The sequence below is a fragment of the Bradyrhizobium sp. HKCCYLRH1030 genome (assembly GCF_051168395.1).
In the GTDB taxonomy this organism is placed as follows: domain Bacteria; phylum Pseudomonadota; class Alphaproteobacteria; order Rhizobiales; family Xanthobacteraceae; genus Bradyrhizobium.
The window spans coordinates 164,431-190,182 of the sequence record NZ_JBNPUY010000002.1 but is presented as its reverse complement, the minus strand read 5'-3'; the positions used below and the strand labels follow the sequence as shown (position 1 = coordinate 190,182).

Genomic DNA, 25,752 nt, shown 5'->3' with positions numbered 1-25,752 from the left:
CCGTGGCCGATCCCGTCGTTGCCATCCGCAGCCTCCGTATCGCTTTACCGCAGGGCGCCGAGCGCGCCCACGCCGTCGACGGCGTCTCCTTCGATCTTACCGCGGGCAGGATCGTCTGCGTGGTCGGCGAATCCGGCTCGGGCAAGTCGATGTGCGCGCATGCGCTGCTCGGGCTGCTGCCCGATACGGTGAAAGTCGAGAGCGGCGAGATTCGCTTCGAGGGGCGCGACCTGCTTGCCGTCGATGAGGACGGCTGGCGCGATCTGCGCGGCCGCCGCATCGCGATGGTGTTTCAGGAGCCGATGACCGCGCTCAATCCCTTGATGCGGATCGGCGAGCAACTGATGGAGGTGTTCGAGGCGCATGATCTGCTGAGCCCCCGCGAGCGCCGCGCCAAGGCGCTGGCGCTGGCGCGCGAGGTCGGCCTGCCCGATCCCGAACGGATCATCCGCGCCTATCCTCATCAGCTCTCCGGCGGCCAGCGCCAGCGTGCGATGATCGCGATGGCGCTGGCGCTCGAGCCTGCGGTGCTCGTCGCGGACGAGCCGACCACCGCGCTCGACGTGACGACGCAGGCGCAGATCCTCAAGCTGATCCGCAACCTGCAGGCCAGCCACAACATGGCGGTGATGTTCATCACCCATGATTTCGGCGTCGTCGCCGACATCGCCGACCAGGTCGTCGTTCTGCGCCATGGCAAGGTGGTGGAGGAGGGTACGGCCGCCGCCGTGCTCGGCCAGCCGCAGCATGACTACACCAAGGCGCTGCTCGCCGCCGTGCCGTCGTTCGACCCGCCGCCGCGTCAATCACGCGAGGCTGCGCCTCGGGCGGTGGAGGTGATCGGCCTCGACAAGACCTATGTGACGCCGACCGGCTGGTTCCGCCCGAGGCGCGAGACGCGCGCCGCGCATGCGGTCAATTTCGCGATCCACCAGGGCGAGACGCTCGGACTCGTCGGCGAGTCCGGCTCGGGGAAGTCATCCGTTGCGCGTCTGGTGATGCGGCTGATCGAGGCCGATCGCGGCACGGTGCGGATCGGCGATGTCGATCTCACGGCGCTGGAGGGGCGCGCCTTGCGCGCGCAGCGTCATCGCATCCAGATGATTTTCCAGGATCCGTTCGCCTCGCTCAACCCGCGCCGCAAGGTCGGCCGCATCATTGCCGACGGCATGGTCGCGCGCGGCACGCCGCTCGACGCGGCGCTGAAGCGCGCCCAGGAGCTGCTCGGCATGGTCGGGCTCGACGCCGGCGCCATCGGCCGCTATCCGCACGAATTCTCCGGCGGCCAGCGTCAGCGCATCGGCATTGCGCGCGCGCTCGCGCTGGATCCGGAGATCATCGTCGCGGACGAAGCAGTGTCGGCGCTCGATGTGTCAGTCCAGGCGCAGGTGTTGCGGCTCCTGGAAGATTTGAAGGCGCGCCTTGGTCTGTCGATGCTGTTCATCACGCATGACCTGCGGGTGGCTGCGCAGATCTGCGATCGGATCGCCGTCATGCAAAAGGGCGAGATCGTCGAGCTGAAGCCGACCGCGGCGCTGTTCGCCAATCCCGAACACGCCTATACGCGCGAGCTGCTCGCTGCCGTTCCCGGCCGCAAGCACGGTATGGCGTGATTTGCGTAAGCCGGCCGCGGGTCGGAACCATGGAGCATCGTGCCGGGTCGGGTTCAATTGCTTGCAACATCTTCGGCGTATTTGGATTATAATAAGACTGGACCCCGATGGGGCCGCAGGGTGGTCGCCCGAGCTGGTAAGCGCCAAGACAGCGGGCGCGTGCTCCCTCTACCCGAGGTCGTCATTGAACCGTGCCATGCTGCGCCAGTCTCGACAGGATGTCGCAGCGGCGTTCACCATCCCAACGAGGACTCTCATCATGTCGGAGCGCAAGCCAACGGCCGCCGTGCGCGAGGCTCAAAAAGCCTTCAAGCCGGCCGAGCCGACGAGAAGCGATTATGAAAAGGCGCAGAGCGCCTTCGATCAGAACCGCGAGCGACTGAAGGCCGAGCGATTGGCGCGTGAAGCGGCTGACGGCGCCGGCAAACAGCCGAAGAAGCTGGCGTGAACCGCCAGCCTCTTCCCGTCGATTTCGGCGGGCATGCCGTCGCTTGCTCAGCTGCGCGGGGGCGTAGCGGTAAGCTGGTCCCGCGGCCGTTCACGATCGGTGTGCGTCGAGGTCGTTGAGGGGAGCGCGCCCGGCCGCGCTGCAGGTACCTTCTTGACCGGCGCCGGCAGCAATCCTTCGCGGATGGCCTGCTTGCGCGCGACTTTGCGATGGCGCCTGATCGCATCGGATTTCTCGCGCGTCTTGCGTTCCGATGGCTTCTCATAGGACCTGCGGCGCTTCATCTCGCGGAATACGCCTTCGCGCTGCATCTTCCGCTTCAGGATGCGCAACGCCTTCTCGACGTCGTTGTCACGAACAAGAACCTGCAAAAGTGTCCTCCTTGTCTTCATCTCTATCGATGAAATTCGGTTGGCAAAGCCGATCGGCGCTGCGGCGGGGAGAGCGGCGCGCTCAGCAGAGCGGCGTCAATGAAACGTGTTGCTCACAATGTTATGAGTCACGATACGTGCGAGACACGGTGATCCCCTTCGTCGGAAGGCGGGAGCACGAGTGTCTCTCAGCCATCGATGGCCAAGCCGTTACCGATGGTGCTGTGAAGATAAGGGCAATCTGCTGATATTGCCAGCGCCAGCCGACTCAACGGTTCCGGCCTTCGGCAAACTATATTTGCCGCTCGGCCTTGTAATCCCCCAGAAAATCTCTACCTTGAGGTAGTTCGATTAGCCGCTGTGCCTTTCTGAATGTGCCTGTGGGCTATTTCCAAAAGTCATCGCTCAGTTGAATGAGATCGCGTGATGGTCGCGCGATGAATGATTTGGAGATAGACATGCAGGGTACGGTCAAGTGGTTCAATGGCCAGAAGGGCTTTGGTTTCATTCAGCCGCAGGATGGCGGGAACGACGTGTTCGTTCACATCAGCGCGGTTGAACGCGCTGGTCTCGCCGGTCTGGCTGAAGGCCAGAAAGTCAGTTTTGAGGTCAAGACGGACAAGATGCGCGGTAAAACCAGCGCAGAAAATCTCGCGCTGGTCTGATCGCACTGATCTGACGTCTCTGACGTCTTGGGCCATTTCACGGATGTACTGAAATGGCCGGTTTGCCCGCTCGATCCTGTATTGAGCGGGCTTTCTGCGTCTCGACGGTAACCCGCGTTTCCGGAAGGATCAGTCGATGGCCACCAAGAAGATGTCAGAACGCTCCCCCGAAAGCATTGCGCGGTCGGAGCGCCAGCGCGTCGCCGCCGAGGACGGGGCGAAGGCGCGCGCCGAATGGGATCAGCGCGCGACCGCGGTCCGCAAGAACATGGAGCGGCTGCGCGTGTTGCGGCTCGCCAAGGAAGCGGAAGCTGCGCAAGCGGGTTCTGACGCGGCGCCTGCGCCGAAGCGGCGGAAGAAGGTCGCTCGCTAGGGCGGTTTCGTCTCGCCTTCCGACGTCGGCTGCCCGGTGGAACTATCGGAACTTCAGATCCGTTGCCGGTGCTCGAACAGACGGGCGATCCATGCCTGATCATTACGTCTCAACCGCGTCCCGCGTACAGACCCGACCTTCGTACCGAGGAGGCTGACGTGGCCAAGTCGACAGCTACAGACGTTCGCATCGCCAAGGACGAGACGCAGCGTGGAGGCCAGACGATCGCATTCGCGCTCGCAATCGGCGCCACGCGGCAGGTCTGTCATCTCGAGACCTGCTTTTGCACCCGCAACCAGGCGTTCGCCTATCTGCAGCGAAACCGCACGGCGTTCGAGCAGATGGCGCGCGAGCAGTTCGCCCGTGGCGAGGTGACCGACGGCGTCATCCATCTGCACATGATCTGAGGCGATCCGCCACACGCGGGCCTCTGAAGACGCTGCCCGACGCGCAACGCGCCGTTGCTGCTACTCCGCCTTCTGTTTGACCGGAAGCGGGACGCGCTCATAGGACGCGGGCAGATTGACGGGCCGGTAGTCCTGCGATTCCGCGATCCGCATCAGCACGCTCTCGTGGATGAACGCGCCCTCGGGAATGAAGCGCGGCTCGCAATTCGGAACGTACAATCCGAAATGCGCCTTGCGCTCCGGCCACTCCTTGTACGTCGCGCTCTTCGGCAGCCATTCCAGCAGCCGCCAGGCCGGCGTCATCGAATCGTGCAGGGGGCCCTGGACGCTCGGCGCCACATAGGAGAACGGACTGTTCTTGCGCTGCACGCCCCAGGCGAGCTGATTCACCGTGCGCGGATTGACCGTCAGCCCGGCCTCGACCGCCTCGTCGATCATCCACAGCAGCGGATATTTCGAAGCCGCCGACCGCACCTCGGGATAGCCGCCGCCGACGTCGGAATGCACGCCGGCGAACCACACCTGTTTGGCGTCCTGCGGTCGCGCCTGCGCCTTGTTGAAGCGGTTCGGCGTGAAGGTCTGCGGCATCCCCCACGGCTTCAGCCGGAACATGCAGCGGCGCTCGTCGATCGCCGCAGCCTGACGGAAGATCTTCACGCTCGGGTTCTCGATCGTGAAGGCGAGCTCCTCGAGGCTCGGCAGCGCAAACAGCCGGTCGGTGCGCGGCACGATCACGCTCGCCACCGTGTCCCACACGCCGACGAAATGGATCGTCGGCCAGCGCGTCGAGGTGATCCGCGCGAACTGCGCGGCCTGGTCGGCGCGGCTCTCCGGGATCGGCCCGTCCTCCTCGGTGCTCTCGAGCTCCTTGGTGATGCCGCGCCCGGCCTTCGGATTGTCGGAGGAGTACTTCTTGTAGGCAATCACGCCTGGGCCGACGAGATTGATCTGACCCGGCGAGATCAGCCCGATCTTGTGGATCAGCCCGGCCAGCACGCGCACGGTGTAGGCGCCCCGCGAGAAGCCGAACAGGAAGATGCGATCGCCGTCCTGGTACTGCGTGGCCAGGAAAGAGTAGGCGTTGATGACGTTGTCGTCGAGGCCGTAGCCCGTCGCGAGCCCCAGCACCATGTTGAAATTGGCCTTGAAGCGATGCCAGCTGTCGGGCTGCGTCAACGTGCCGACGCCGGGATCGTAGAGCACGACCTGATGCGGTGTCGTCTTGTCGGTCTTGCGCAGGCACCGATAAAGCTTGAGCACGTTCGAGATGTTCTCGCTGATCTCGTTGCCGGTGCCGTCGCAGCAGATGACAATATTCTTCATGGCAAAGGAATGTCCGCAATAATGCTACCGCAACGAGTGTAGAGCATCCGGCTGGTGTTGGGGAGGTCGGTTCCCTATGGCACTTCGTCTGGGTCGCTGTTGCGCGCGGCGCGGCGGACATCGCGAAGTGACTGCGGGGCGCCGTTGTACGAACGGATGGTCACCCGACCAGTCCTGCCGCCCCACGCCTGCTGCCCGTGTCCAGAGTTGTCAGTTGGTCACGGCATCCGCAAGCAAAACGGCCGGATCTCTCGACCCGGCCGTTTCGACATCTCGTTCAGCTTGAAGCCGCGCCCGTGACGCGTCCGGCTTCTGCATCAATCCTGAATTTCGGCGCGCTCTCTCAGCTCGCCTTGGCGACCGGGGCAGCGTCCGCCGCCTTCTTCTCGATGGCGCGCTTCAGCTCCAGCGCGCGCGGCGACAGGGTCGCGGCGTTGGCCTTGAGCAGATAGGCATCGAGGCCGCCATTGTGGTCGACGCTCTTGAGCGCGTTGGTGGAGACGCGCAGGCGCACGTTGCGGCCGAGTGCATCCGAGATGAAGGTCACGTTGCACAGGTTCGGCAGGAAGCGCCGCTTGGTCTTGATGTTGGAGTGGCTGACCTTGTGGCCAACCTGGGGACCCTTGGCCGTCAGTTCACAGCGCCGCGACATGGCAATAAATCCTCTCTCATCCCCGCACCCTTCGTCCGCCTATGTCGGCGGGCCGCGGGGGTCCAAAACTCGTCCAGCTCGTCTCTGGGAGATGCGGTCGTATAGGGGGGATGCGGCTTTTCGTCAAGGTCTTGAAGGCCGCAGCGAATAGAGGGAGCCGGGCCGGCGAACCCGAAGGGCGCGACCCGTGCATCCTCCTGGTCGGGCCGAAATCGCCAACCAGCAGAAAAGCAGGCGTATAATCAATAGTATAGCCGATAGTTTAGACCATATAAAGGGCGCATTCGGACGTGATGGATGGATATCCCGCGAACAGTCCGAAATGCCGGAATGGCGGCATGCTGGCGCGGTCGGAGGTTCGCGGCTCGGTTCCGGCAGAGCTGCGGATGACGGTCTGAGTGCTGTTCAGCTGCAAAGCGCTGGACAAACCGCCATTGTCGGACGGTTCGCGTTGTTTGAAGGCGTTTTTGGCTTAAGTAGCAAGGACGGCGCGTCGGATCGGTCCGGCGCTCAGGCAGGCGGATCGGTAGGATCATTCGTCACGTGACCATCATCTCGGTTCCCTCATTTCTCTCCTGTCGCCTGGCCGCGGCCGGGGCAGCGCTCTGCCTGTTGTTGCTGGCGCAAAACGCCCAGGCGCAGGCTCGGTTGGACGCTCAATACGAGGCTTCCCTGGCTGGCATCCCCGTCGGCAAGGGCACCTGGGCGGTCGAGATCGGGGATGATCAGTATGGTGCCGCGGCTCAGGGCGGCACCGCCGGCCTGCTCAAGAGCTTCTCGCAAGGATCAGGCACCGGCTCGGTGCAGGGGCGCGTCGTCAACGGCGCCCTGGTCGGCCAGAGCTACCAGGCCTCGACCACGACGGGAAAGAAATCCGAGCAGATCCGCATCAATCTGCAGAACGGTACTGTGAAGGACTTCGCCATCGAGCCGGCGCCTCCGGTCGATCCCGACCGCATTCCGGTGACGGATGCCCACAAGCGTGGCGTGCTCGATCCGATGACGGCCTCTCTGGTGCGCGTGCCGGGCAACGGCGAGCTGCTGTCGCCGGACTCGTGCCGCGGCGCTGCGCCCGTGTTCGACGGACGCATGCGCTACGAGCTCAAGCTCGACTACAAGCGCATGGAGAACGTCAAGGCAGACAAGGGTTATCGTGGCCCGGCCCTGGTCTGCGCGATCTACTTCACGCCAGTCGCGGGCTACATCCCGGACCGGCCGGTCATCAAATATCTGGCTCAGGCCCGCAACATGGAGATCTTCTTCGTGCCGATCGCCGGCACCCGTGTGCTGGTGCCGTTCAAGATGGTGATCCCGACCCCGCTGGGGACCGCGATGCTGGAAGCGACGTCGTTCATCACCCAGGCGGCGCCGCACGTCGCCAAGACCCAGTAGTGCGTCGTTTCGCTGCTCCTCCACATCGGAATCTCGTCGTTGCGGCACAGCCCCGTCAGCGGCCGTGGCGTGAAGGCCTGACGGCATGCCGTCCGCTATCGCTTGAATCCGATGGAGATTCGGGGTTCGCGCTGCATGATCTCCGGACTGACGGGCTCATGAGCTCCGATTTGTCGGGACCCCCTATCGATACTGTCTGCTGCGCGTGAATCCGTTTGACTCTTCCCTGATTCTGATTCGACTCGGGATGCGCTGAACGCGCGCCAGTTCCATCGCGAAAGCGTTGCTTGTGGAGCCCGCGAAAACTTGATCTAGTGCTGGCTTGATGGCAGAGCGCGAGATGTTGCGGTGAACGAAGCCGGAAAGCCGACGGAGTCAGCGATTCCTTCGCGATTCGTTCTCAAGGCGTTCCGAAGCTTAAGCTGCGTCACTATATGCGTCACAATGTGAGACAGGGGTCAGCATCGCAGCCTCTCCAGACACACGATTATTCCGCATCCGTCGCGCGTGAACGGCGCGCTTCCAACGCCGGCTTCGAGACCCACATTTAACGAATGGCTTTTCCGTCCTCTTCGGCTGCCTCGCCTTTCGAGCGCACGTCCGACCGCGCTCCCGGAAGCGGCGTCACCGCCGTGCTCGGCCCCACCAACACCGGCAAGACGCATCTGGCGATCGAGCGCATGCTCGCGCATTCCTCCGGCATCATCGGACTGCCGCTGCGGCTGCTCGCGCGTGAGGTCTACAACAAGATCGCCGATCGCGTCGGCAGCGAGGCCGTCGCGCTGATCACCGGCGAGGAGAAGATCAAGCCGAAAAATCCGCGCTACTGGGTGTCGACCGTCGAAGCGATGCCCAGGGATCTCGACGTGTCGTTCCTGGCCGTCGACGAGATCCAGATCGCGTCCGATCTGGAGCGCGGCCACGTCTTCACCGACCGCATCCTCAATCGCCGCGGTCGCGACGAGACGCTGCTGCTGGGTGCTGCGACGATGCGCCCCATCATCGAGCGTCTGCTGCCGGGCGCGTCGATGGTGACGCGGCCACGATTGTCGCAACTCGAATTCGCCGGTGATCGCAAGATCACGCGACAGCCGCGCCGGACCGCTATCGTGGCGTTCTCGGCCGACGAGGTCTACGCCATCGCCGAGCTGATCCGCCGCCAGCATGGCGGCGCCGCTGTCGTGCTGGGATCGCTGTCGCCGCGAACCCGCAACGCGCAGGTGGCGATGTTCCAGAACGGTGACGTCGACTATCTCGTCGCCACCGATGCGGTCGGCATGGGGCTCAATCTCGACGTCGATCACGTCGCCTTCGCGTCCGACCGCAAATATGACGGCTATCAGTTCCGCCGGCTCACGCCGTCGGAATTTGCCCAGATCGCCGGCCGTGCCGGACGCGCGACGCGCAATGGCACGTTCGGCACCACCGGACGTTGTGCGCCATTCGAGCCCGAGCTGGTCAATGCGCTCCAGAACCATGCCTTCGATACCGTGAAGGTGCTGCAATGGCGCAACTCCCGGCTTGATTTCGCGTCCTTGAGCGCGCTTCAGGTCTCGCTGGCGGTCGCGCCGGCGCATGAGGCGCTGACGCGCGCGCCGATTGCGGAGGACCTGCGCGTGCTCGATCACGCCGCGCGCGATGCCGAGGTGCGCGACATCGCTCACGGCGCGGCCGCGGTCGAGCGTCTGTGGGAAACCTGCCAGATTCCCGACTATCGCAGGCTGTCGCCGGCCGCCCATGCGGAGCTGGTGACCACCGTGTTCGGCTTCCTGATGCAGAAGGGGCGTATTCCGGACGCCTGGTACGCGGCCCAGGTCGATCAGGCCGACCGCGTCGATGGCGACATCGATACGCTGTCGGGGCGGATTGCACAGATCCGTACCTGGACCTTCGTGGCCAACCGGCCCGACTGGCTGCGCGACCCTGATTATTGGCAGGGGATTACCCGCGAACTCGAAAATAAATTGTCAGACGCCCTTCATGAACGGCTCACGGAGCGTTTCGTTGATCGTCGTACCAGTGTATTGATGCGGCGCCTGCGGGAGAACAGTGTTTTGAATACGGAAATCGGCAAGACTGGCGAAGTGATCGTTGAAGGGCACGCGATCGGCCGCCTGGATGGATTCACCTTCGCGCCCGACGCCGCCGAAGCCGGCTCGGAGGCCAAGGCCTTGCAGGCTGCTGCCCAGAAGGCGCTGGCCGGCGAGATCGAGGCGCGCGCCGAGAAGCTGTCCAGCGCGCCTGACGAGCACATCGTGCTCACCGCCGACGGCACGGTGCGCTGGACCGGCGACGCGGTCGCCAAGCTGGTCGCGGCCGACGACGCGCTGCATCCGCGCCTGCGCATCATCGCCGACGAGCGGCTGACCGGTGCTGCGCGCGACAAGGTCCAGGCGCGACTCGATCTGTGGCTGAAGACGCATATCGAGAAGCTGCTCGGCCCGCTGTTCGAGTTGTCCAAGGCCGAGGACATCACCGGCATCGGCCGCGGCATCGCGTTCCAGCTGGTGGAGGCGCTCGGCGTCATCGAGCGCGCCAAGATCGCCGCCGAGATGAAGGATCTGGACCAGCCGTCGCGCGCCACCTTGCGCAAGTACGGCGTGCGCTTCGGTGCCTACCACATCTACGTCCCGGCGCTGCTCAAGCCCGCCGCGCGCGCGCTCGCTGCGCTGCTGTGGGCCGAGAAGCAGGGCAATGTCGACATGTCCGCGCTGACCGGCGCGCAGCATCTGGCGAGCTCGGGCCGGACCTCGTTCCCGGTCGACAAGGCGCTGCCGCGCGATGCCTATCGCGTGCTCGGCTACAAGCAGGCGGGCGAGCGCGCCGTGCGCGTCGACATCCTGGAGCGGCTGGCCGACCTGATTCGTCCCGCCCTGGCCTGGCGCGACAATGCACCGGGCGAAAAGCCGGCCGGCGCCTTCGACGGCCGCGGCTTCGTGGTGACGCAGGCGATGACCTCGCTCACCGGCTCGGCCGGCGAGGACTTCGCCTCGATCCTGCGCGCGCTCGGCTATCGCATGGAGAAGCGCCCGCCGCTGCCGCCCAAGCCGATTGAGAAGCCCGTCGAGGCTGCTGCCGTCGCAGAGGCTGCCGCTGCGGAAGCCGCTCCGGCTGAGCCGGCAGATGCGCAGGCCGTGCCGGCCGAGGACCTCGCAGTTGTCGCCGGCGAGCCGGCCGACGAGCAGGTTCCCACCGTCGCGGAGGCCGCCGTCGCTCCGGTGACCGAGCAGGCCGTCGCCGTGCCCGCGGTGGTCGGTGAGGAGCAGGCGGAAGCCGCGTCGGTGTCGGCCTTGGCATCGCTGCCGACCGTCGATTTCGTCACGCCGGATGTGGCGGACGAGGCGTCCGTGGCCGAGACGGCTACCGAAAGCGTCGTCGCCGAGGCGGAAACCGCCGTCGCTGCGGATGCGCCGCAGCCCGAAGCCGCTGAGGCCGTCGCGAACGAGGCAACGAGCATCGGCGACGCTTCGGCTGAAGCCGCCGCGGCGGAAACTGCTGCTGGATCGAACGCTACCGAGGCTTCTCCCGCCGAGGCCGCGCCTGCTGCCGAGCCCGTCCTGGTCGAGGTCTGGCGGCCGGGCGGGCGTTCGGAGGAGCGCCGGCCGCGCCACGACCATCATCATCGCGGCCGGCCCAACCGTCCGCAGCATGAGCGCGGGCAGGCCGCCGGCGGCGGCCAGGCACCGGCCGGGACCGCTCCGGCCGAGGGCGGCGAGGCGCGCGAGCGCCATCACCGCGGCCATGGCCGGCGCGACCGGATGAAGGAGTTCGGCAAGGACTTCCGCAAGGGCCCGCCGGAGGCTGGTGCGGCTCCACCAGCCGAGGGCGCATCGGCGCCGGCGCGCGAGGATCGCGGGCCGCGCCGCGATCATGATGCCAAGGGGCGCGACCAGAACCGGGATCGCAACAAGGGTGGCAAGTTCGGCGGTGACCGCGAGGGGCGCGGCGGCCGCGACTTCGGCAAGGGCGGCCGCGACAAGCGCGACAGCGGCCCGGCGCTGCGGCCCTACGCATCGAGCAGCGGCGGCGGCCGGGATCGCGACCGTCCGGTCGATCCCAATTCGCCGTTCGCCAAGCTCGCCGCGCTCAAGGAGCAACTCGCGGGGAACAACCGCAAGGACTGAGCGGCAAGATCGGTTGGCAAGATTGGTTGGAAGGACAACGCCGACGTCCGACACCCCGTCAGAGCGCCAGCGCCTCGACAAATGGCTGTGGCATGCGCGGCTGGTGAAGGCGCGCACCAGCGCCGCGGCGCTGGTGTCGTCGGGGCATGTCCGGGTTAATGGTGTGCGCGAGACCTCGCCGGGCCATGGGGTGAAGACCGGTGATGTGCTGACCATCGCGCTCGATCGCAGCGTGCGCGTGCTCAAGGTGACCGGCTTTGCCGAGCGTCGCGGCGATGCCGCCTCGGTGCGCGGACTGTACGATGATCTGGATGGCGGACGATCCTGATCGATTGCGCCAGAGCAATGTCCGGTTCAGTTCTTCGCCCCGCTTCACTTGCGGCACACCACGTCCTGCGCTAGTCCAAGCCAGCCGAATTGTCGATCCGTTCCGGAGCCTTGGATGACTTACGTCGTCACCGAAAACTGTATCAAGTGCAAATACACCGATTGCGTCGAGGTCTGCCCGGTAGACTGCTTCTACGAGGGCGACAACATGCTGGTCATTCATCCGGACGAATGCATCGATTGCGGCGTGTGCGAGCCGGAATGCCCGGCCGACGCGATCAAGCCGGATACCGAGCCGGGGCTGGAGAAGTGGCTGGGCGTGAACGCCGAATATGCCAAGTCCTGGCCCAACATCACCCAGAAGAAGGACCCGCCGGCCGACGCCAAGGAGCACGACGGCGAGGATGGAAAGTTCCAGAAATATTTTTCGTCGAAGCCCGGCGCCGGAGACTGACGGTCGTCTCGCTACCTGCGCGGCACCAGCGCGCCCCGTCCTGCGGGGCGCCATCGCGCCGATCGAAATCGTTGCGCGGAAACAATGGCCTAGAACACCTCATGCGGTGAGCGGGAACCGCTGCATGAGTTGTTCTATTCCGGCACGTTGCACTTAACCCTAACTTCGTGGATCCGTCACAATACCGCCCCTGCGGCCTCTAAATCATTGATTTTTGCGGCAAATGTGCTATATATAGCACATTCTCAGAGCCGAACCCGGCCATGCGTAACCTTTTTTGGCCGCCCTTTTAGGTTCCCGCAACATCAAACAGGGGCGTGGCAGTTCCGCGCGCAGGCTGTGTCACAGAAAACGCGTAAAAAGAGTGCTTCCAAGAGTACAAAAAAAGCCGCCGCGGCCAGCCGCAGCGTTTCCAAGGGCCGTGCCCGGGCTCCTGTAAAGGAGATTCGGGCTGCCGCGAAGGCCTCGGCTGCCAAGTCCACCAAGAACAAAAGAAGCGCAATGCCTGAAAAGACTGCCAAGACTGCCGCGAAAGCATCCGCCGCGAAGACCACTCTTGCAAAGGACTCTGTTGCCAAGGCTGCGCCTGCCAAGGCCGCCGCTGCGCCCAAGGCTGCCACCAAGACCGCCGTTCCCGCGGCCGCTGCCCCTGTTGCCAAGCCCGCCGTCGCCGCCAAGCCGGCTGTTCCCGCCGCGGCCGCGCCGCGCGTCGAGGAAAAGAAGCTGCCGACCCAGCGCCAGGGCTTCAAGACCAACGAATTCGTCGTCTATCCGGCTCACGGCGTCGGCCAGATCCTGGCCATCGAGGAGCAGGAGATCGCGGGCGCCAAGCTCGAGCTGTTCGTCATCAACTTCATCAAGGACAAGATGACGCTGCGGGTGCCGACCGCCAAGGTCGCCAATGTCGGCATGCGCAAGCTGTCCGACCCGGCGCTGGTGAAGAAGGCGCTGGAGACCCTGAAGGGCCGTGCCCGCGTCAAGCGCACCATGTGGTCGCGTCGCGCCCAGGAATACGAAGCGAAGATCAATTCGGGCGACATCGTCGCGATCGCGGAGGTCGTGCGCGATCTCTACCGTTCGGAGTCGCAGCCCGAGCAGTCCTACAGCGAACGCCAGCTCTACGAAGCGGCGCTCGACCGTCTGTCGCGCGAGATCGCCGTCGTGCAGCACTCGACCGAGACCGAGGCCGTCAAGGAGATCGAGACGCAGCTCGCCAAGAGCCCGCGCCGCGGTGCCAAGACCGAAGCCGATGCGGTCGCCGAAGGTGATGCGGAAGGCGAGGGTGACGACATCGATGGCGACGACACCGCCGTGGCCGACGAGGCCGCCTGATCGACCGTTTGCGTTTTCGAATTAGTTGCTTACGAAAGCCCGGCCGCAAGGTCGGGCTTTTTTGTTTGGGCGTGTCGCCTTGACGACGTCCCGCTACTGTTCTTGGATCGTCAGCTGCGGGGGTGTCTGCGCAGCGGGCGTCCCATGCTTTGCCTCGACATAGGGGGACGCCATGTCAAATCCGGTGCTTGGACTGGCATCCAGCCCTCTTGCTGAGCTCGTATTCGTCGACGTGTATCGCGACGGCGGTTCATACGATGCCCGTTTCGAGACCGTGGACGGTCAGCCGATCGCGCTCTGGCTGCAGCGATCGAGGATGCCCGATGCTGAGGGGCTGCACCACCGGGAGCTGTTCGTCCACGACGGACAGCAGGACCCGGACGATCTCCAGCCGGTGGCCATAGGCAGTGCGGAAGAGCAGGATGTTCTACATCGCCTCGACGAATTCGTGGTCGGCCACGGCTCCGGCTGCGATGTCGGCGCGCTTGCTCGTCTCGTAAAGATGATAGGCTACATTCGGCGCCGTGAGCCGGTTTTTCCTACTTCCCAGCTGGAACGACGTCCTCCGGAAAGCTGGCCGAGCTGAGCCGCCGCAGCCCCGTCACTCCACCACGATCTTGACGCGGTCGCGGACCTTGACCTGGGCGCGGGCGTCGAGGCCGTTGAGAACGCGGAAACGCTCGACCGGGCGGTCGACGCCGGTCATGCGGTGCGCAAGCGATTCGACGGTGTCGCCCGGCTGCACGGTGATCACCTTGATGCGCAGCGGCCGCGCCGACTGGATCTCCTCCAGGCTGAGCCGGCGGAACGAGTTCACCGTCTCCCGCGCATTGCGCTCGCTCTCGGTGGATTTCTGCCGCGAGGCGAAGATGAAGCGGTAGACGTCGCTGCCGACGCGCAACGCGTAGACCTTGAACTGCCAGGGATCGCCGCTCGCCGTGGTCGAGGCCGCCGGGAAGCCGTTGATCGTCAGCTCCTCGGTCGCCGACTTGTCGACGTTCTCCATCCAGCCGGAATTCAGATAGTCGCCGAGCGTCTGCTGGGCCGGCACGCGCACCACGTCGAAGCGCATCGCCTGCGCGCCGCCTTCGCGCACGCCGATCACCGCCTGCGCGGTGTTGTCGAGCGTGAAGTTCTCCGGCGCCTGGAAGGTGAAGCCGAGCTTCGGATGCAGGAAGCGCCGGCCGCGCACGAAGCCCTCGCTCGGGTCCTCGCCGTAGACGATGTTGTCGACTGCAGCCAAGTAGGTCTCGCGGTCATGCTCCCTGGCCTCGGGGGAGACGTATTGCTTGGCGATGGCGGCGGCGTTCTGCACCCGCTCCGGCGTCGCCGGATGCGACGACAGGAAGTCCTGCGCGCGCGGGTCGATTGCGACTTTACCGGCCTTCAACTCGGCATTGCGCTCCATCGAGCTCAGGAAGCGCGCCGCGCCGTAGGGATCGAACTTCGCCTTGGCGGAGATGCCGACGCCAATGCCGTCGGCCTCGAACTCCTGAGTGCGCGAGAAGCTCGCCATCGTCAGCTTGGTCTTGGCGAGCGCCAGCGCCGTCAGGTCCGGATCGTTGCCCATGTCTGAGACGACGCGGGTCACCACGGCGGCCTGCCGCGCCTGGTCCTCGCGGATCGCGGCATGGCGCGCCAGCACGTGCGCCATCTCGTGGCTCAGCACCGACGACAATTCGGAGGTGTCGTTGGCGAGCGCAATCAAGCCGCGTGTCACGTAGAGCTGGCCGGTCGGCAGCGCGAAGGCGTTGACCGCACCGGAATTCAGGATCGTGACCTTGTAGCCCTGGTCGGGGCGATCGGACACGGCCACGAGCCGGTCGACGATCTTGCCGATCAGGCCCTCGAGCTGGGGATCCTCATAGGCGCCGCCATAGGTTGCGAGAATGCGCTCGTGCTCGCGATCACTCGCCGGCGTCGTCTGCACCATCGCCGGCTTCGGCCGCGGCGTCGGCATCGGCGCCGTCGCCTGCTGCAACTTGCCCATGTCGCTGCAACCGGCCAACGCCAGTCCCAGGCACAGCAGCGCCGGTGCGATCCGCGAACCGCAGTTCATCACCGTCATGCGCTTTCGAACAGACAGGTTCACGTCGCTACTCACGTACCTCAGCGGTCAATTCCCGCTCAAAATCTCGATCTGGGCAGTCTGTGTCAGTTCCAGTCTCGGACCCGCATGCGCCTCAACCCAACCGCGCACGCGAACCTGCCGATTCGCAAGTGATTTGACGTCGATACCGGCACCTTCCAATACCGCCATCATACGCTTTGGAATAATCACCGCGAAGCCCCGTGTCCAGCTACGAGCGAAGTTCAGATAAGTTGTTGTCCCCGTCTGTCGTACGGACAACACCTTCCCTTCGACAACCGTAAATAGCCCTACGCGAGACAAAATATCGTCTGGACTTTCCGTGTTTTTTATGACGGTCCCAATCTTCCAGAGGCCGCGCCCGGCGCTGCGTGCCTCGGCTTCCGCCGCGCCCAGGCTGAGGGCGCAATCCCGGTCGGGCAGGTCGACCCCGCGCAGCACGGCGCCCTGCCGGAGCAGCTCGCTCTGCACTGGCTGGTCCGCGCCGGCCACGAACGCGAAGGCCCGCTGCCGGCCATAGCGGTCAGGGGTGTCGTCCTCTCCGCGCAGCACGACGTCGCGGCCGCGCAGCAGCACGCCCAACGCATCCATCGACGTCACGCGCTGCTCCTCCGGCGGCACCTCGATGCCGGCGAGCCTGACCTCGCGACCGTCGTCGAGACGGAAGCTGCGTGCATCGATGATCTCGCTGACGTGGCCTTCGCCGAGCTCCGCGAACATGCACGGTGTGGCGTGACTCGCCGACATCATCGCGATGGTCGCGACGCTCGCGCCGAGCGCGATCAGCCTCCGTCTGCTCCGCATCCTGCGCTCTCTCGTCATGCTGCATCATCGCACGAAATTTCCATTCCACTGAGCGGAAAGCGGCGACCGGCGACGCTTTTGCTGAGCGTGCTGAGCGCTTGCCGCATGCGAAAGCGTGGGCCATGATGCGAACTATCAAAGAGGCCGTCGCCATGTAGCGACGCGCCCGGCAGGGAGGATATCGATGAGCAGAACCATCCGCGGCGCGGCGGCGTCGTTGTTCATGCTGGCGTCGGCGCTGACGTTGTCCGCAGGCTTGGCGCATGCGCAGAGCAAGCCGCCGCTGAAGATCGGCGGCATTCTCGACATGTCGAGCCTCTACGCCGACATCACCGGTCCCGGCAGCGAGACCGCGGCGAAGATGGCGGTGGAGGATTTCGGCGGCGAGGTGCTGGGCCGCAAGATCGAGGTGATCGCGGCCGACCATCTCAACAAGGCTGATCTCGCCGCCAACATCGCGCGCGACATGCTCGACAACCAGGGCGTCGAGATGATCTGGGATGTCGCAGCCTCCGCCACCGCGCTGGCCGCCGGCGAGATCGCCAAGGCGCGCAACAAGATCATCATCTTCAATGGCCCCGGCTCTGTCAGGCTCTCCAACGAGGCCTGCGGCCCGTACACCGTGCACTACGTGTTCGACACTTTTGCGCAGGCCAACGTCACGGGCCTGGCGGCGGTGAAGTCTGGCCTCGACACCTGGTTCTTCCTGACCGCGGACTACGCGTTCGGCCAGGATCTGGAAAAGGACACCACCGCCGTGGTGGTGAAGTCGGGCGGCAAGGTGCTCGGCAGCGTGCGTCATCCGCTCAACACCTCGGACTTCTCCTCCTTTCTGCTGCAGGCGCAGGCCTCCAAGGCCAAGGTGATCGGGCTCGCCAATGCCGGCGGCGACACCATCAACGCGATCAAGCAGGCCGCCGAATTCGGCCTCGCCAAGGGCGGCCAGAAGCTGTCGCCGCTGCTCGCCTTCGTCTCCGACATCGACAGCGTCGGGCTCGAGACGGCGCAGGGGCTGCTGGTCGCGGAAGCGTTCTACTGGGATCTCAACGACGACACCCGCGCCTTCACCAAGCGCTTCATGGAGCGCACCAAGCGCGTGCCGACCTCGGCCCAGGCCGGCGTCTATTCCTCCGTCACGCACTATCTGAAAGCCGTGAAGGCCGCGGGCACCACGGATGCGGACGCCGTCATGAAGCTGATGCGGGCGACCCCGATCAACGACATGTTCGCCAAGGGCGGCCGCATTCGCGAGGATGGCCGCATGGTGCACGACATGTATCTGTTCGAGGTCAAGAAGCCATCGGAATCGAAGAGCAGGTCCGACGACTACAAGCTGCTCGCGACCGTGTCTGGCAACGAGGCGTTCCAGCCGCTGGAAGCGTCGCGCTGCCCGCTGGTGAAGAAGTGACGGCCGGGGCGACGGCATTCCGGGGCGCGCCTGCGCAAGGCGCAAACGCTGCCGCGACATCCGTCGTTCCGGGGCAACGCGCAGCGTTGAACCCGGAACCTCGATGTGAGTCCATCAGCTCGGGATTCCGGGTTCGACGCTGACGCGTCGCCCTGGAATGACGGAGACATAACACCGGGAAACAACAAGGAGCGCCGGCCATGACCACCAACACCACAGTTCTGCAGCACCTCGAGTCCGGCCTGCTCACGATCACGATGAACCGGCCGGAGCGGCGCAACGCGCTCAACAGCGACTTGACCAAGGGCCTGGTCGAGGCGGCGCATCGTGCGGCCAATGATCCGGATGTGCGCGCGGTGCTGCTCAAGGGCGCCGGCGGCACGTTCTGCGTCGGCGGCGACGTCAAGGCGATGGCCGAAGCCAAGACCGCGCCCTCGTTCGAGACCAAGGTGACGACCTTGCGCGAGCGCATGGAGGTGTCGCGGCTGCTGCACCAGATGCAGAAGCCGGTGGTGGCGCAGATCGACGGCGCGGCCGCCGGCGCCGGCCTGTCGATCGCGCTGGCCTGCGATCTGCGGGTGGCCGGCGAGTCGGCCAAGATCACGACGGCCTTCGCCAAGGTCGGGCTGTCGGGCGATTTCGGCGGCACCTATTTCCTCACGCAACTGCTCGGCAGCGCCAAGGCGCGGGAGCTGTATCTGACCTCGCCAGTCCTGACGGCGCAGGAGGCGCTCACCCTGGGCCTGGTCACCAAGGTCGTGCCCGACGCCGAGGTCGAAGCGGCCACGCGCGCGCTGGCGATGTCGCTGGCGCAGGGGCCGAGCGTGACGCTCGGCTACATCAAGCGCAACATCAACAATGCCGAGACGATGGCTCTGGAGGCCTGCTTCGACGCCGAGGCGATGCATCACTCGCGCTGCAGCGACACCGAGGATCACAGAGAGGCGGCCAGGGCGTTCGTCGAGAAGCGCGCGCCGGTGTTTCAGGGCCGATAGCTCCGCGTTCTCCGTCATTGCGAGCGCAGCAATCCAGGGTTATGGCCTGAGCTCTGGATTGCTTCGCGTCGCTCGCAATGACGCCGCGGGCTCGTGTGAACAGGGGATTCCGCAAAGAGGGCTGCGATGGCTTACCTCCACCTCCGTCAGATCTGCCTGGTCGCGCCCCGGCTCGAGCCGGTGGTCTCGGACATCGCCGCGATCATGGGGCTGGAGGTCTGCTACCGCGATCCGCATGTCGGCAAATACGGGCTGGAGAATGCGCTGCTGCCGGTCGGGCCGATCCTGCTCGAGGTGATCGCGCCGACCCGCGAGGACACCGCGGCGGGACGCTTCCTGGACAAGACCGGCGGCCGCGGCGGCTACATGGCGATCTTCGCCTGCGATGATCCCGATGGCCGTGCCGCCCGTGCCAACGAGATGGGTGTGCGGACCGCCAACGTCATCGATCATCCGCCCTATCACGGGGTGCAACTGCATCCCCGCGACTGCCGCGCCGCCTTCATCGAGCTCAATCACACCGAGGGCAGCGACGATGTGCTCGGCCCGTATCCGCCCGCCGGGCCGGATTGGACGCGAGCGATCCGCGGCGACGTGACGTCGGCGCTGACCGAGGTGGTGCTGCAGAGCCCCGCGCCGGCTTCACTTGCCGCACATTGGGGGCGCATTCTCGATGTGGTGCCGGCGGCCGGCAGCGATGGTGTTGAGCAGTTGTACTTGCCGAACGCCCGTATCCGTGTCGAACCCGGCGAGCGCGAACTCATGAGCGGCCTGACGTTCCGCGTCGCCGATGCTGCACGTGTGGCCGACGCTGCGCGCGCCCGTGGCTATGCGGTTTCAGGCGGTCGCTTCACAACTGGCGGCGTTGCCTTCGCGTTGCAGGGGGCGGTCGCCAAATAGTCGATCGGCATGCCCGAGCTTGACCGGGCATCCACGTTCGTCTTTCCTCGTATCAAGACGTCATGGCCGGGACGAGCCCGGCCATGACGTCGATCGAAGCTCGCGGTTCGTCACCGCCCCCTGAAGTTCGCGAAGCGCCGCTCCTCCGTTGCCTTGACGCCTTCCTTGAAATCCTCGGTCGCGCGCAGCCGGGTCTGTTCGGCGAGCTCGTGCTCGGTTGCTGCCATCACACGGTCGGCGAGATTGGCGCGCATCGTGGCGCGGGTCGACAGCAGGCCGAGCGGCGAGCATTCGGCGATTTCCGCGGCGAGCTTCATCGCAGCCGTCCGCACCTGGTCCTGCGGCACGCATTCATTGGCGAGGCCCATCCTCAGCGCTTCCTCGCCGGTGACGCGGCGGCTGGTGTAGAACATCAGCTCGGCGTTGTTCTTGCCGACCAGTTCCGGCAGCGTCACCGTCAGCCCGAAGCCGGGATGGAAGCCGAGCTTGGTGAAATTGGCGGAGAAGCGCGCTTCCGGACAGGTGACGCGGAAGTCGGCCGAGACGGCGAGGCCGAGCCCGCCGCCGATTGCGGCGCCGTGCACGGCGGCGACCACCGGTTTCTTGCAGCGGAAGATCCGCACCGCCTGCATGTAGAGATGGTTGATCGCCCCGAGGCTGTCGGTCGGATCGCCTTTGGCGCCGGCCGCTTCCTGCGCCTGGCGCGCCGGATCGGTGAAATTGGCGCCGGCGCAGAACGCCTTGCCCTGCGCCGCCAGCACCGAGGCGCGGATCTCGATGTCGCGGTCGAAGCCTTCGAGCGCGTCGGCGATCTGGTTGATCAGCGCAATGTCGAAGAAATTGAGCGGCGGCCGGCGAATCTCGATCAGGCCGACATGGCCGTGGATCTCGACGCCGATGTCAGGGAAGTGGGTCATGGTGGGTCTCCGATTCTGCTTCTCCAGCGTCATTGCGAGCGTAGCGAAGCAATCCAGACTGTTGGTGCGGTCCTGGATCGCTTCGCTGCGCTCGCGATGACGGAGCTACTTGCCCGTGGGCGCGGCTGCGACGATCGCGGCGTGTCGTCGACCCTCACCTTAATCCCAGCCCGCGCGCGATGATGCCGCGCAGCACCTCGGTGGTGCCGCCCTGGATCGTCAGCTTCGGCGCGGTCTGCATCGCAAAGGTCAGCTGGTTCTCCAAGGTTTCGCGATTTCCTGCGTTCTCCTCGACGAACGCGGCGAGGTCGCGGACGCGGTGCGGCAGCTGCTGCTCCCAGATCGTGCCGACGTCCTTGACGATCGAGGCCTCGACCACCGGCTCCTTGCCGGCCTGCAGCATGCCGGCGACCGACACCGACATCCGCCGCATCGTGTGCAGCTGAGCCACCAGCCGGCCGATGCCCTCCGCGCTGCGCGTGTCGGGGTTGGGACCGACCGCGCGCACCAGCTCGGTCAGCACGTAATAGGTTTCGAGGAAGCGCTCCGGTCCCGAGCGCTCATAGGCGAGCTCGGAGGTCGCTTGCTTCCAGGCGCCGTCGATCTCGCCGAGCTGATGATCGTCTGGCACGAAGGCGTCGGTGAAGACGACCTCGTTGAACTCCTTCTGCCCGGTGATCTGCCCAATCGGGTTCACTTTGATGCCGGGCGTTTTCATGTTCACCAGGAACTGCGTCAAGCCATGACGCCTGTTCTCCTTGGTCGACGGCGAGGTGCGGAAGATCGCGATCATGTAGTCGGCCATGTGCGCCGACGTGGTCCAGATCTTCGAGCCGTTGATCAGCCAGCCGCCCTCGGTCTTCGTCGCGCGTGTCTTGGCGGCGAACAGGTCGGAGCCCGAGTTCGGCTCGCTCATGCCGATCGCGAAGCACAGCTCGCCGCGGCAGATGCGCGGCAGGATGTCCATCTTGATATGCTCGGGCGCGTAGCGCAGCAGGATCGGCCCGCTCTGCCGGTCGGCGACGAAGAAGCGCCTGACCGGCGCGTTGGCGACGCGCATTTCCTCGGTCACGACGTAGCGCTCCAGGAACGAGCGCTCGTGGCCGCCATATTGCTTCGGCCAGGTCATGCCGATCCAGCCGCGCGCGCCGACGCGGGCTGCAAACTCGCGCGCGTCGGCGTCCTCGCGCTTGGGCTGGTACGGGTTGAAGGTGCCGGCCGCGATCTCATCAGCGAGGAAGGCGCGCACCTCCTTGCGCAGCTCCTCGCATTCCCTCGGCAGCCGGATCGGATCGAAACGAAGTGCGCTCATGCAACAATCCTCTTCGTGGTCAGCGCGAGGCGACCAGCGGCCACAGCTCATCGGCGCCGCGCGCAGCGACGCGCTTGCCGAGCTCGACGGCCCAATGACTCTCGGAGCCGAAATCGTCGCGCCAGGCCAGCGCGCGCAGCGAGAAGCGGTGCAGGATGTGCTCGGTGGTGAAGCCGATGGCTCCGTGGACCTGATGCGCGATCGCCGCGCCCTTCTCGGCGGCCTCGGCGCAGCGGATCTTGGCCGCGGCGGCTTCGAGAAACACCGCCTCGTCGAATGCGGCGGCCCGCGCGATCGCATCCGCGGCGGATGTCGCGGCCGCGCTCGCGGCGGCGCTCTCACCGGCCAGCCGTGCCAGGTTGTGCTGCACCGCCTGGAATTTGCCGATCGGCTTCTCGAAGGCGACGCGCTCACCCGCATAGTTGACGCTGATCGCGAGCAGCCGATCCAGCGCGCCGGCGATCTGCAGTCCGCGGGCGACGCCGCCCATCAGCATCAAGGTGGTGGCGTCGAAGCCGGCCGGTGCCGGCCGGCATGCCAGCGGCATGATCTTGTCGAACGTCACCGTGTCGCTGGGATCGTTGGCGAGGTTGAGGCCCGCGTCGATGCGCAGCCGCGCGGTCTCGACCAGCGCGATCGACACGCCGTCTCCGCCCTCGGCGAGCACGGCAACGTGCTGCGCCGTCCTTGCGAACGGCACGCCGCGGGCACGGCCGGACAAGGTGCCGTCAGTGTCGAGCGTGATCCGGTCTCTCGGATGAGCCGGCGCGATCGTCATGGCGCCGTCGGGGGAGGCAATGCCGCCTTGTTGCAGCAGCCAGCCCGCGAGCAGCGTCTCGGCCAGCGGCACCGCAATCGCAAAACGGCCGGCGGCATTGATGATCTCAAAGCCATCGGCGAGGTCAGTGCCGGCGCCGCCGAACTCCTCGCCCACCCAGGCGAGCGTCAGGCCGGCCTCGCTCAGCGCCCGCCACAGCGGTGCCGTCCAGCGGCCGTCCTTGTCGTGGTTGATCGTCTGCGGGTCGGCGAGATCGGCGAAGATCCTTTCCGCGGTCGCAACGACGATGTTCTCAGCTTCCGCCACAGCGCTCCTCGCCCTCGTTGTCGTCGGTCTCGGCGCGCCATGTCCTGCGCGCGCCGGCGATGTTTTGCCGGCATGATGAGCGCAAGCGACGGCCCTGACAAGCGTAGCCCGCTGCAGGGCCCCGTCCGCTCGCCGCATGGAGGCGAGCGATTTCCGCGCTGCGGAGATTGTGCCGATTTTGCAGATGCAGCGATGTTGGCTAAGAAGAAGCAAGGCAAACAGGGAGGTGCGGAATGGCTGAAGGTCTGTGCGCGGTCGTGACGGGGTCGGCGTCCGGCCTCGGAGCCGCGACCGCGTTGCTGCTGGCGAAGGCCGGCATGCGCATCGTCGTGAACTATTCGAACAGCAAGAGTGAAGCCGAGCAGACCGCTGATCTCTGCCGCAAGGAAGGAGTCGAGGTCGTCGTCATTCAAGGCGACGTGTCGCGCGATGAGGATTGCCGCAAGATCGTCGCCGCCGCTGCGGCTTGGGGCCGGCTGGATGCCCTCGTCAACAATGCCGGCACCACCAAGCACGTGCCGCACGATCAGCTCGATGGCCTTTCGGCGGAGGATTTCCAGCGCATCTTCGCAGTCAACACCATCGGCCCCTTCCAGATGGTGCGCGCCGCGCGGCCGCTGCTGGAAGCGGCGGCCAAGGCGACGGCGCGTGCGTCCGCGGTCGTCAACGTCTCGTCGGTAGCCGGCATCAGCGGCATCGGCTCGTCGGTCGCCTACGCCGCCAGCAAGGGCGCGCTGAACACGATGACGCTATCGCTGGCGCGCGCCCTGGCGCCTGCGATCCGCGTCAACACCGTCTGCCCCGGCTACATCGATACGCCCTGGTTCACCAAGGGCCGCGGCGAGGCCGGTGCCAAGCAGGTGCGCGATGCGGTGGTCGCGCGGGTGCCGTTGCGCGCGGCTTCATCCGCTGAGGACATCGCGCAGCTCGTGGCGTTCCTGGCGAGCCCGGCGTCAGGCCACATGACCGGCGAGGTCGTGCGCATGGATGCGGGGATGCATCTGTTGGGGTGAAATCGTCATGGCGAGCGGCCGCTGTGGTCGCTCGCGATGAGTGGCGCGAGGCCGTTACCGATTGAAATCGCGGATCGTGCCGCTCGCGACCAGCCTGTTCCAGATGAACAGCACCACGATCGCGCCGAGGGTTGCGGTCACGTAGCCCGCGCCCTGGTCGGGGCTGTAATGGCCGATGGCCTGCCCGATGGCGGTGGCGATGAACGCGCCGACGATTCCGAGCACGATGGTCAGGATGAAGCCGGAGGGATTGTTGGGACCCGGCGATAGAAGCCGCGCCAGGAAGCCGGCGACCAGCCCGACGATCAGAATGTGCAGCATGAGTCTCGTCCTTCCCGTCAACGATCGCGGAGCGTCAGATCCGGCCCGCCAACTCATGCTCGGTCGGCAGCCGACCGTCCGGCGTGAGCTGATCGATCACTTTCGGCAGGTACTGGCTCAGCCCGTTCAACAGCTCGTCGCGCGACAGCCCGCTCTGCGCGGTGAGCTGATCGATCTGATCGGCGCCGAGCGCATTGGCGAGATCGCCGGGCGAGATCGGCTTGTTCTCGCCGGGGGAGACCCAGGAGTTCGCGGTGTCGCCATGGCCTTTGTCCTGGAACTGGCGCAGGAGATCGCCGAGCCCGCCCGACAACACGCTGCCGGCCGCGCCGCCCGCAAGCAGGCCGCCCAGGCCGCCGGCGATGATGTTGCCGAGGCCGCCACCAAGCGCACCGCCGAGCGGTCCGCCTTGATTCCCGGTCGGCTGGGGCGGCGGGACTGGCGCAGGCGCCGCGTTCGGCTGCTGTCCATTCTGCGAGAAATGCTTCACCGCTTTCCACGCTAGCAAAGCGAGGATCGCCATCGTCATCGGCGACATGCCGCCGTTCTTCTGCGTGGTCGGATGACTCGGCCCGCTCGGGCCGTTCTGCATGCCGTTGAGGATATCGAGTAGACCCATGACCTGCTCCTGCGCCCCGCGCCGACAAACCTATGGGCTTGCACGCGGCGTTACAAGCCGCGGTCAGATTCGTCGCACAGGGGAACGTGTCGCGCGCGGCTCAGTTCCGGGCTTCGGCCCGTTTCGGCGCCTTGGCTCCGGGCGGTGCGGCTGCGGCCTGGCTCGGGCCGGTGAACATCCGCTTCAGCTCGTCGAGCTTCTCCGACAGGACCGGAAAGTTGCACGAGAACGAATCGCGGCGCCAGCCGTCCTTGGCGCATTGCGCTGCCTTGATGCGGGCGCGTGCCTCCACGTTCGACGCCGGCGGTGGCAATCCGCCCTGCGCGGTCGCGGCCGGGGGCTTGTTCGGCCGTTGCGGCGGCGGGGCCGGCATGGCCGGCTTCGGCGGCTCGATCGCGGCCCGCGCCGTCATGTCCCGGAGCGAGGGCTGGAGGTCCTGCGTTTGCGGCCGCGACATCATCGCCGAGCTCATGTTGGCGTGGCGCTGGCGCTCGAGGTATTGCGTATACTGCTGGTCGATGAACTTCTGCTCTTCGGCCGTGGGATTGGGGCCGGCGATGTCGAAGCTGCGATCCTGCATGAAGTCGTAATAGACGTAGCCGCCGCCCGGCTTCCGTCTCCCGGCAAATTTCGCGTTGCATTGCGCCAGCGCCGCCGTCTTCTCCTCCTTGGAGGCGGATTTCTCGGCGGCGTCGGCACACTCCTCGAAATCCGTCGGGGAGCGGCTCCACCATTCCGCATGCGCGCGTTGAGGTTGCACGGCAGGCAGGCAGGTGATCGCTGCAAAGACCAGTACTGGCAGGCGGGGT

Annotated in this window: 26 protein-coding genes; 15 read left to right on the top strand and 11 right to left on the bottom strand. The window is 65.9% G+C overall.

Features of this window, described 5'->3' with window-relative positions; genetic code table 11:
* Positions 1-2: 2 nt before the first annotated feature.
* Positions 3-1,613 carry an ABC transporter ATP-binding protein gene (locus tag ACQR1E_RS06280; RefSeq protein ID WP_434896818.1) on the top strand — a complete coding sequence of 537 codons (1,611 nt, stop codon included), beginning with the start codon at positions 3-5 and terminating at the stop codon, positions 1,611-1,613.
* A gap of 259 nt (positions 1,614-1,872) precedes the next feature.
* Positions 1,873-2,061, top strand: a complete 189-nt coding sequence (locus tag ACQR1E_RS06275) for a hypothetical protein (RefSeq protein WP_315715240.1) — start codon at positions 1,873-1,875, stop codon at positions 2,059-2,061.
* Positions 2,062-2,108: 47 nt separating this feature from the next.
* Here ACQR1E_RS06275 and rpsU read toward each other — a convergent pair whose 3' ends face one another.
* Complete coding sequence (rpsU, locus tag ACQR1E_RS06270) at positions 2,109-2,432, bottom strand: 30S ribosomal protein S21 (RefSeq protein WP_315715241.1); 324 nt, start codon at positions 2,430-2,432, stop codon at positions 2,109-2,111.
* 458 nt (positions 2,433-2,890) lie between these two features.
* Between rpsU and ACQR1E_RS06265 the strand changes: the two genes are divergently transcribed.
* The 3 genes from ACQR1E_RS06265 to ACQR1E_RS06255 all read left to right on the top strand — a co-directional run bounded on the left by ACQR1E_RS06265 (position 2,891) and on the right by ACQR1E_RS06255 (position 3,877).
* On the top strand, positions 2,891-3,097 hold the full coding sequence (locus tag ACQR1E_RS06265; protein ID WP_315715242.1) for a cold-shock protein: 207 nt from the start codon (positions 2,891-2,893) through the stop codon (positions 3,095-3,097).
* A gap of 136 nt (positions 3,098-3,233) precedes the next feature.
* Entirely contained in the window at positions 3,234-3,470 is a 237-nt protein-coding gene (locus ACQR1E_RS06260) for a transcriptional regulator (RefSeq protein ID WP_315715243.1), read from the top strand.
* A gap of 158 nt (positions 3,471-3,628) precedes the next feature.
* Positions 3,629-3,877, top strand: a complete 249-nt coding sequence (locus ACQR1E_RS06255) for a hypothetical protein (RefSeq protein WP_316166234.1) — start codon at positions 3,629-3,631, stop codon at positions 3,875-3,877.
* A 60-nt stretch (positions 3,878-3,937) separates the two neighbouring features.
* Here the strand turns inward: ACQR1E_RS06255 and ACQR1E_RS06250 are convergent, their stop codons facing one another.
* Both ACQR1E_RS06250 and rpmB read right to left on the bottom strand, forming a co-directional pair.
* On the bottom strand, positions 3,938-5,200 hold the full coding sequence (locus ACQR1E_RS06250; protein ID WP_434896817.1) for a T6SS phospholipase effector Tle1-like catalytic domain-containing protein: 1,263 nt from the start codon (positions 5,198-5,200) through the stop codon (positions 3,938-3,940).
* Positions 5,201-5,543: 343 nt separating this feature from the next.
* Entirely contained in the window at positions 5,544-5,852 is a 309-nt protein-coding gene (rpmB, locus tag ACQR1E_RS06245; protein ID WP_172114511.1) for a 50S ribosomal protein L28, read from the bottom strand.
* A 615-nt stretch (positions 5,853-6,467) separates the two neighbouring features.
* Here rpmB and ACQR1E_RS06240 point away from each other — a divergent pair.
* The 6 genes from ACQR1E_RS06240 to ACQR1E_RS06215 all read left to right on the top strand — a co-directional run bounded on the left by ACQR1E_RS06240 (position 6,468) and on the right by ACQR1E_RS06215 (position 14,067).
* Positions 6,468-7,244 carry a DUF3108 domain-containing protein gene (locus tag ACQR1E_RS06240; RefSeq protein ID WP_316166456.1) on the top strand — a complete coding sequence of 259 codons (777 nt, stop codon included), beginning with the start codon at positions 6,468-6,470 and terminating at the stop codon, positions 7,242-7,244.
* 554 nt (positions 7,245-7,798) lie between these two features.
* Positions 7,799-11,368 (top strand): helicase-related protein, encoded by a 3,570-nt coding sequence (locus ACQR1E_RS06235; RefSeq protein ID WP_315825513.1) that lies wholly within the window; start codon positions 7,799-7,801, stop codon positions 11,366-11,368.
* 22 nt (positions 11,369-11,390) lie between these two features.
* A complete protein-coding gene (locus tag ACQR1E_RS06230; protein ID WP_315752296.1) occupies positions 11,391-11,696 on the top strand; it encodes an RNA-binding S4 domain-containing protein in 306 nt (101 codons plus the stop codon).
* A gap of 114 nt (positions 11,697-11,810) precedes the next feature.
* On the top strand, positions 11,811-12,149 hold the full coding sequence (fdxA, locus tag ACQR1E_RS06225; protein ID WP_315715248.1) for a ferredoxin FdxA: 339 nt from the start codon (positions 11,811-11,813) through the stop codon (positions 12,147-12,149).
* A 501-nt stretch (positions 12,150-12,650) separates the two neighbouring features.
* The gene (locus ACQR1E_RS06220; RefSeq protein ID WP_315825512.1) at positions 12,651-13,481 is read left to right on the top strand and encodes a CarD family transcriptional regulator; all 831 of its coding nucleotides are present in this window, start codon (positions 12,651-12,653) and stop codon (positions 13,479-13,481) included.
* Between the two features lie 172 nt (positions 13,482-13,653).
* On the top strand, positions 13,654-14,067 hold the full coding sequence (locus ACQR1E_RS06215) for a hypothetical protein (protein ID WP_315752294.1): 414 nt from the start codon (positions 13,654-13,656) through the stop codon (positions 14,065-14,067).
* A 15-nt stretch (positions 14,068-14,082) separates the two neighbouring features.
* Here the strand turns inward: ACQR1E_RS06215 and ACQR1E_RS06210 are convergent, their stop codons facing one another.
* Together ACQR1E_RS06210 and ACQR1E_RS06205 are read right to left on the bottom strand one after the other, a co-directional pair.
* Positions 14,083-15,549, bottom strand: a complete 1,467-nt coding sequence (locus ACQR1E_RS06210) for a M48 family metalloprotease (protein ID WP_315715427.1) — start codon at positions 15,547-15,549, stop codon at positions 14,083-14,085.
* Between the two features lie 48 nt (positions 15,550-15,597).
* Positions 15,598-16,392, bottom strand: coding sequence for a thermonuclease family protein (locus ACQR1E_RS06205; protein WP_409998719.1), 795 nt, complete (start codon positions 16,390-16,392; stop codon positions 15,598-15,600).
* A 205-nt stretch (positions 16,393-16,597) separates the two neighbouring features.
* Between ACQR1E_RS06205 and ACQR1E_RS06200 the strand changes: the two genes are divergently transcribed.
* From ACQR1E_RS06200 to ACQR1E_RS06190, 3 genes are all read left to right on the top strand, one after another.
* Positions 16,598-17,782, top strand: coding sequence for an ABC transporter substrate-binding protein (locus ACQR1E_RS06200; RefSeq protein WP_434896987.1), 1,185 nt, complete (start codon positions 16,598-16,600; stop codon positions 17,780-17,782).
* A gap of 200 nt (positions 17,783-17,982) precedes the next feature.
* Positions 17,983-18,777, top strand: coding sequence for an enoyl-CoA hydratase (locus tag ACQR1E_RS06195; protein ID WP_434896816.1), 795 nt, complete (start codon positions 17,983-17,985; stop codon positions 18,775-18,777).
* 126 nt (positions 18,778-18,903) lie between these two features.
* Entirely contained in the window at positions 18,904-19,677 is a 774-nt protein-coding gene (locus ACQR1E_RS06190; protein WP_434896815.1) for a hypothetical protein, read from the top strand.
* A gap of 110 nt (positions 19,678-19,787) precedes the next feature.
* Here the strand turns inward: ACQR1E_RS06190 and ACQR1E_RS06185 are convergent, their stop codons facing one another.
* From ACQR1E_RS06185 to ACQR1E_RS06175, 3 genes are all read right to left on the bottom strand, one after another.
* Positions 19,788-20,594, bottom strand: a complete 807-nt coding sequence (locus tag ACQR1E_RS06185; protein WP_434896814.1) for an enoyl-CoA hydratase/isomerase family protein — start codon at positions 20,592-20,594, stop codon at positions 19,788-19,790.
* 154 nt (positions 20,595-20,748) lie between these two features.
* Positions 20,749-21,906 carry an acyl-CoA dehydrogenase family protein gene (locus ACQR1E_RS06180; protein WP_315752289.1) on the bottom strand — a complete coding sequence of 386 codons (1,158 nt, stop codon included), beginning with the start codon at positions 21,904-21,906 and terminating at the stop codon, positions 20,749-20,751.
* Between the two features lie 19 nt (positions 21,907-21,925).
* The gene (locus ACQR1E_RS06175; protein WP_315715255.1) at positions 21,926-22,990 is read right to left on the bottom strand and encodes an acyl-CoA dehydrogenase family protein; all 1,065 of its coding nucleotides are present in this window, start codon (positions 22,988-22,990) and stop codon (positions 21,926-21,928) included.
* A 233-nt stretch (positions 22,991-23,223) separates the two neighbouring features.
* On the opposite strand from ACQR1E_RS06175, the gene ACQR1E_RS06170 reads away from it, so the two are divergent.
* Positions 23,224-24,003 (top strand): SDR family NAD(P)-dependent oxidoreductase, encoded by a 780-nt coding sequence (locus ACQR1E_RS06170; RefSeq protein ID WP_315715256.1) that lies wholly within the window; start codon positions 23,224-23,226, stop codon positions 24,001-24,003.
* Positions 24,004-24,057: 54 nt separating this feature from the next.
* Here the strand turns inward: ACQR1E_RS06170 and ACQR1E_RS06165 are convergent, their stop codons facing one another.
* From ACQR1E_RS06165 to ACQR1E_RS06155, 3 genes are all read right to left on the bottom strand, one after another.
* Positions 24,058-24,324: a GlsB/YeaQ/YmgE family stress response membrane protein gene (locus tag ACQR1E_RS06165; RefSeq protein ID WP_315715257.1), complete on the bottom strand. Its 267-nt coding sequence runs from the start codon at positions 24,322-24,324 to the stop codon at positions 24,058-24,060.
* Positions 24,325-24,358: 34 nt separating this feature from the next.
* Positions 24,359-24,943: a YidB family protein gene (locus ACQR1E_RS06160; protein WP_315752288.1), complete on the bottom strand. Its 585-nt coding sequence runs from the start codon at positions 24,941-24,943 to the stop codon at positions 24,359-24,361.
* Between the two features lie 100 nt (positions 24,944-25,043).
* Complete coding sequence (locus ACQR1E_RS06155; RefSeq protein WP_410051881.1) at positions 25,044-25,745, bottom strand: hypothetical protein; 702 nt, start codon at positions 25,743-25,745, stop codon at positions 25,044-25,046.
* Positions 25,746-25,752 lie beyond the last annotated feature (7 nt).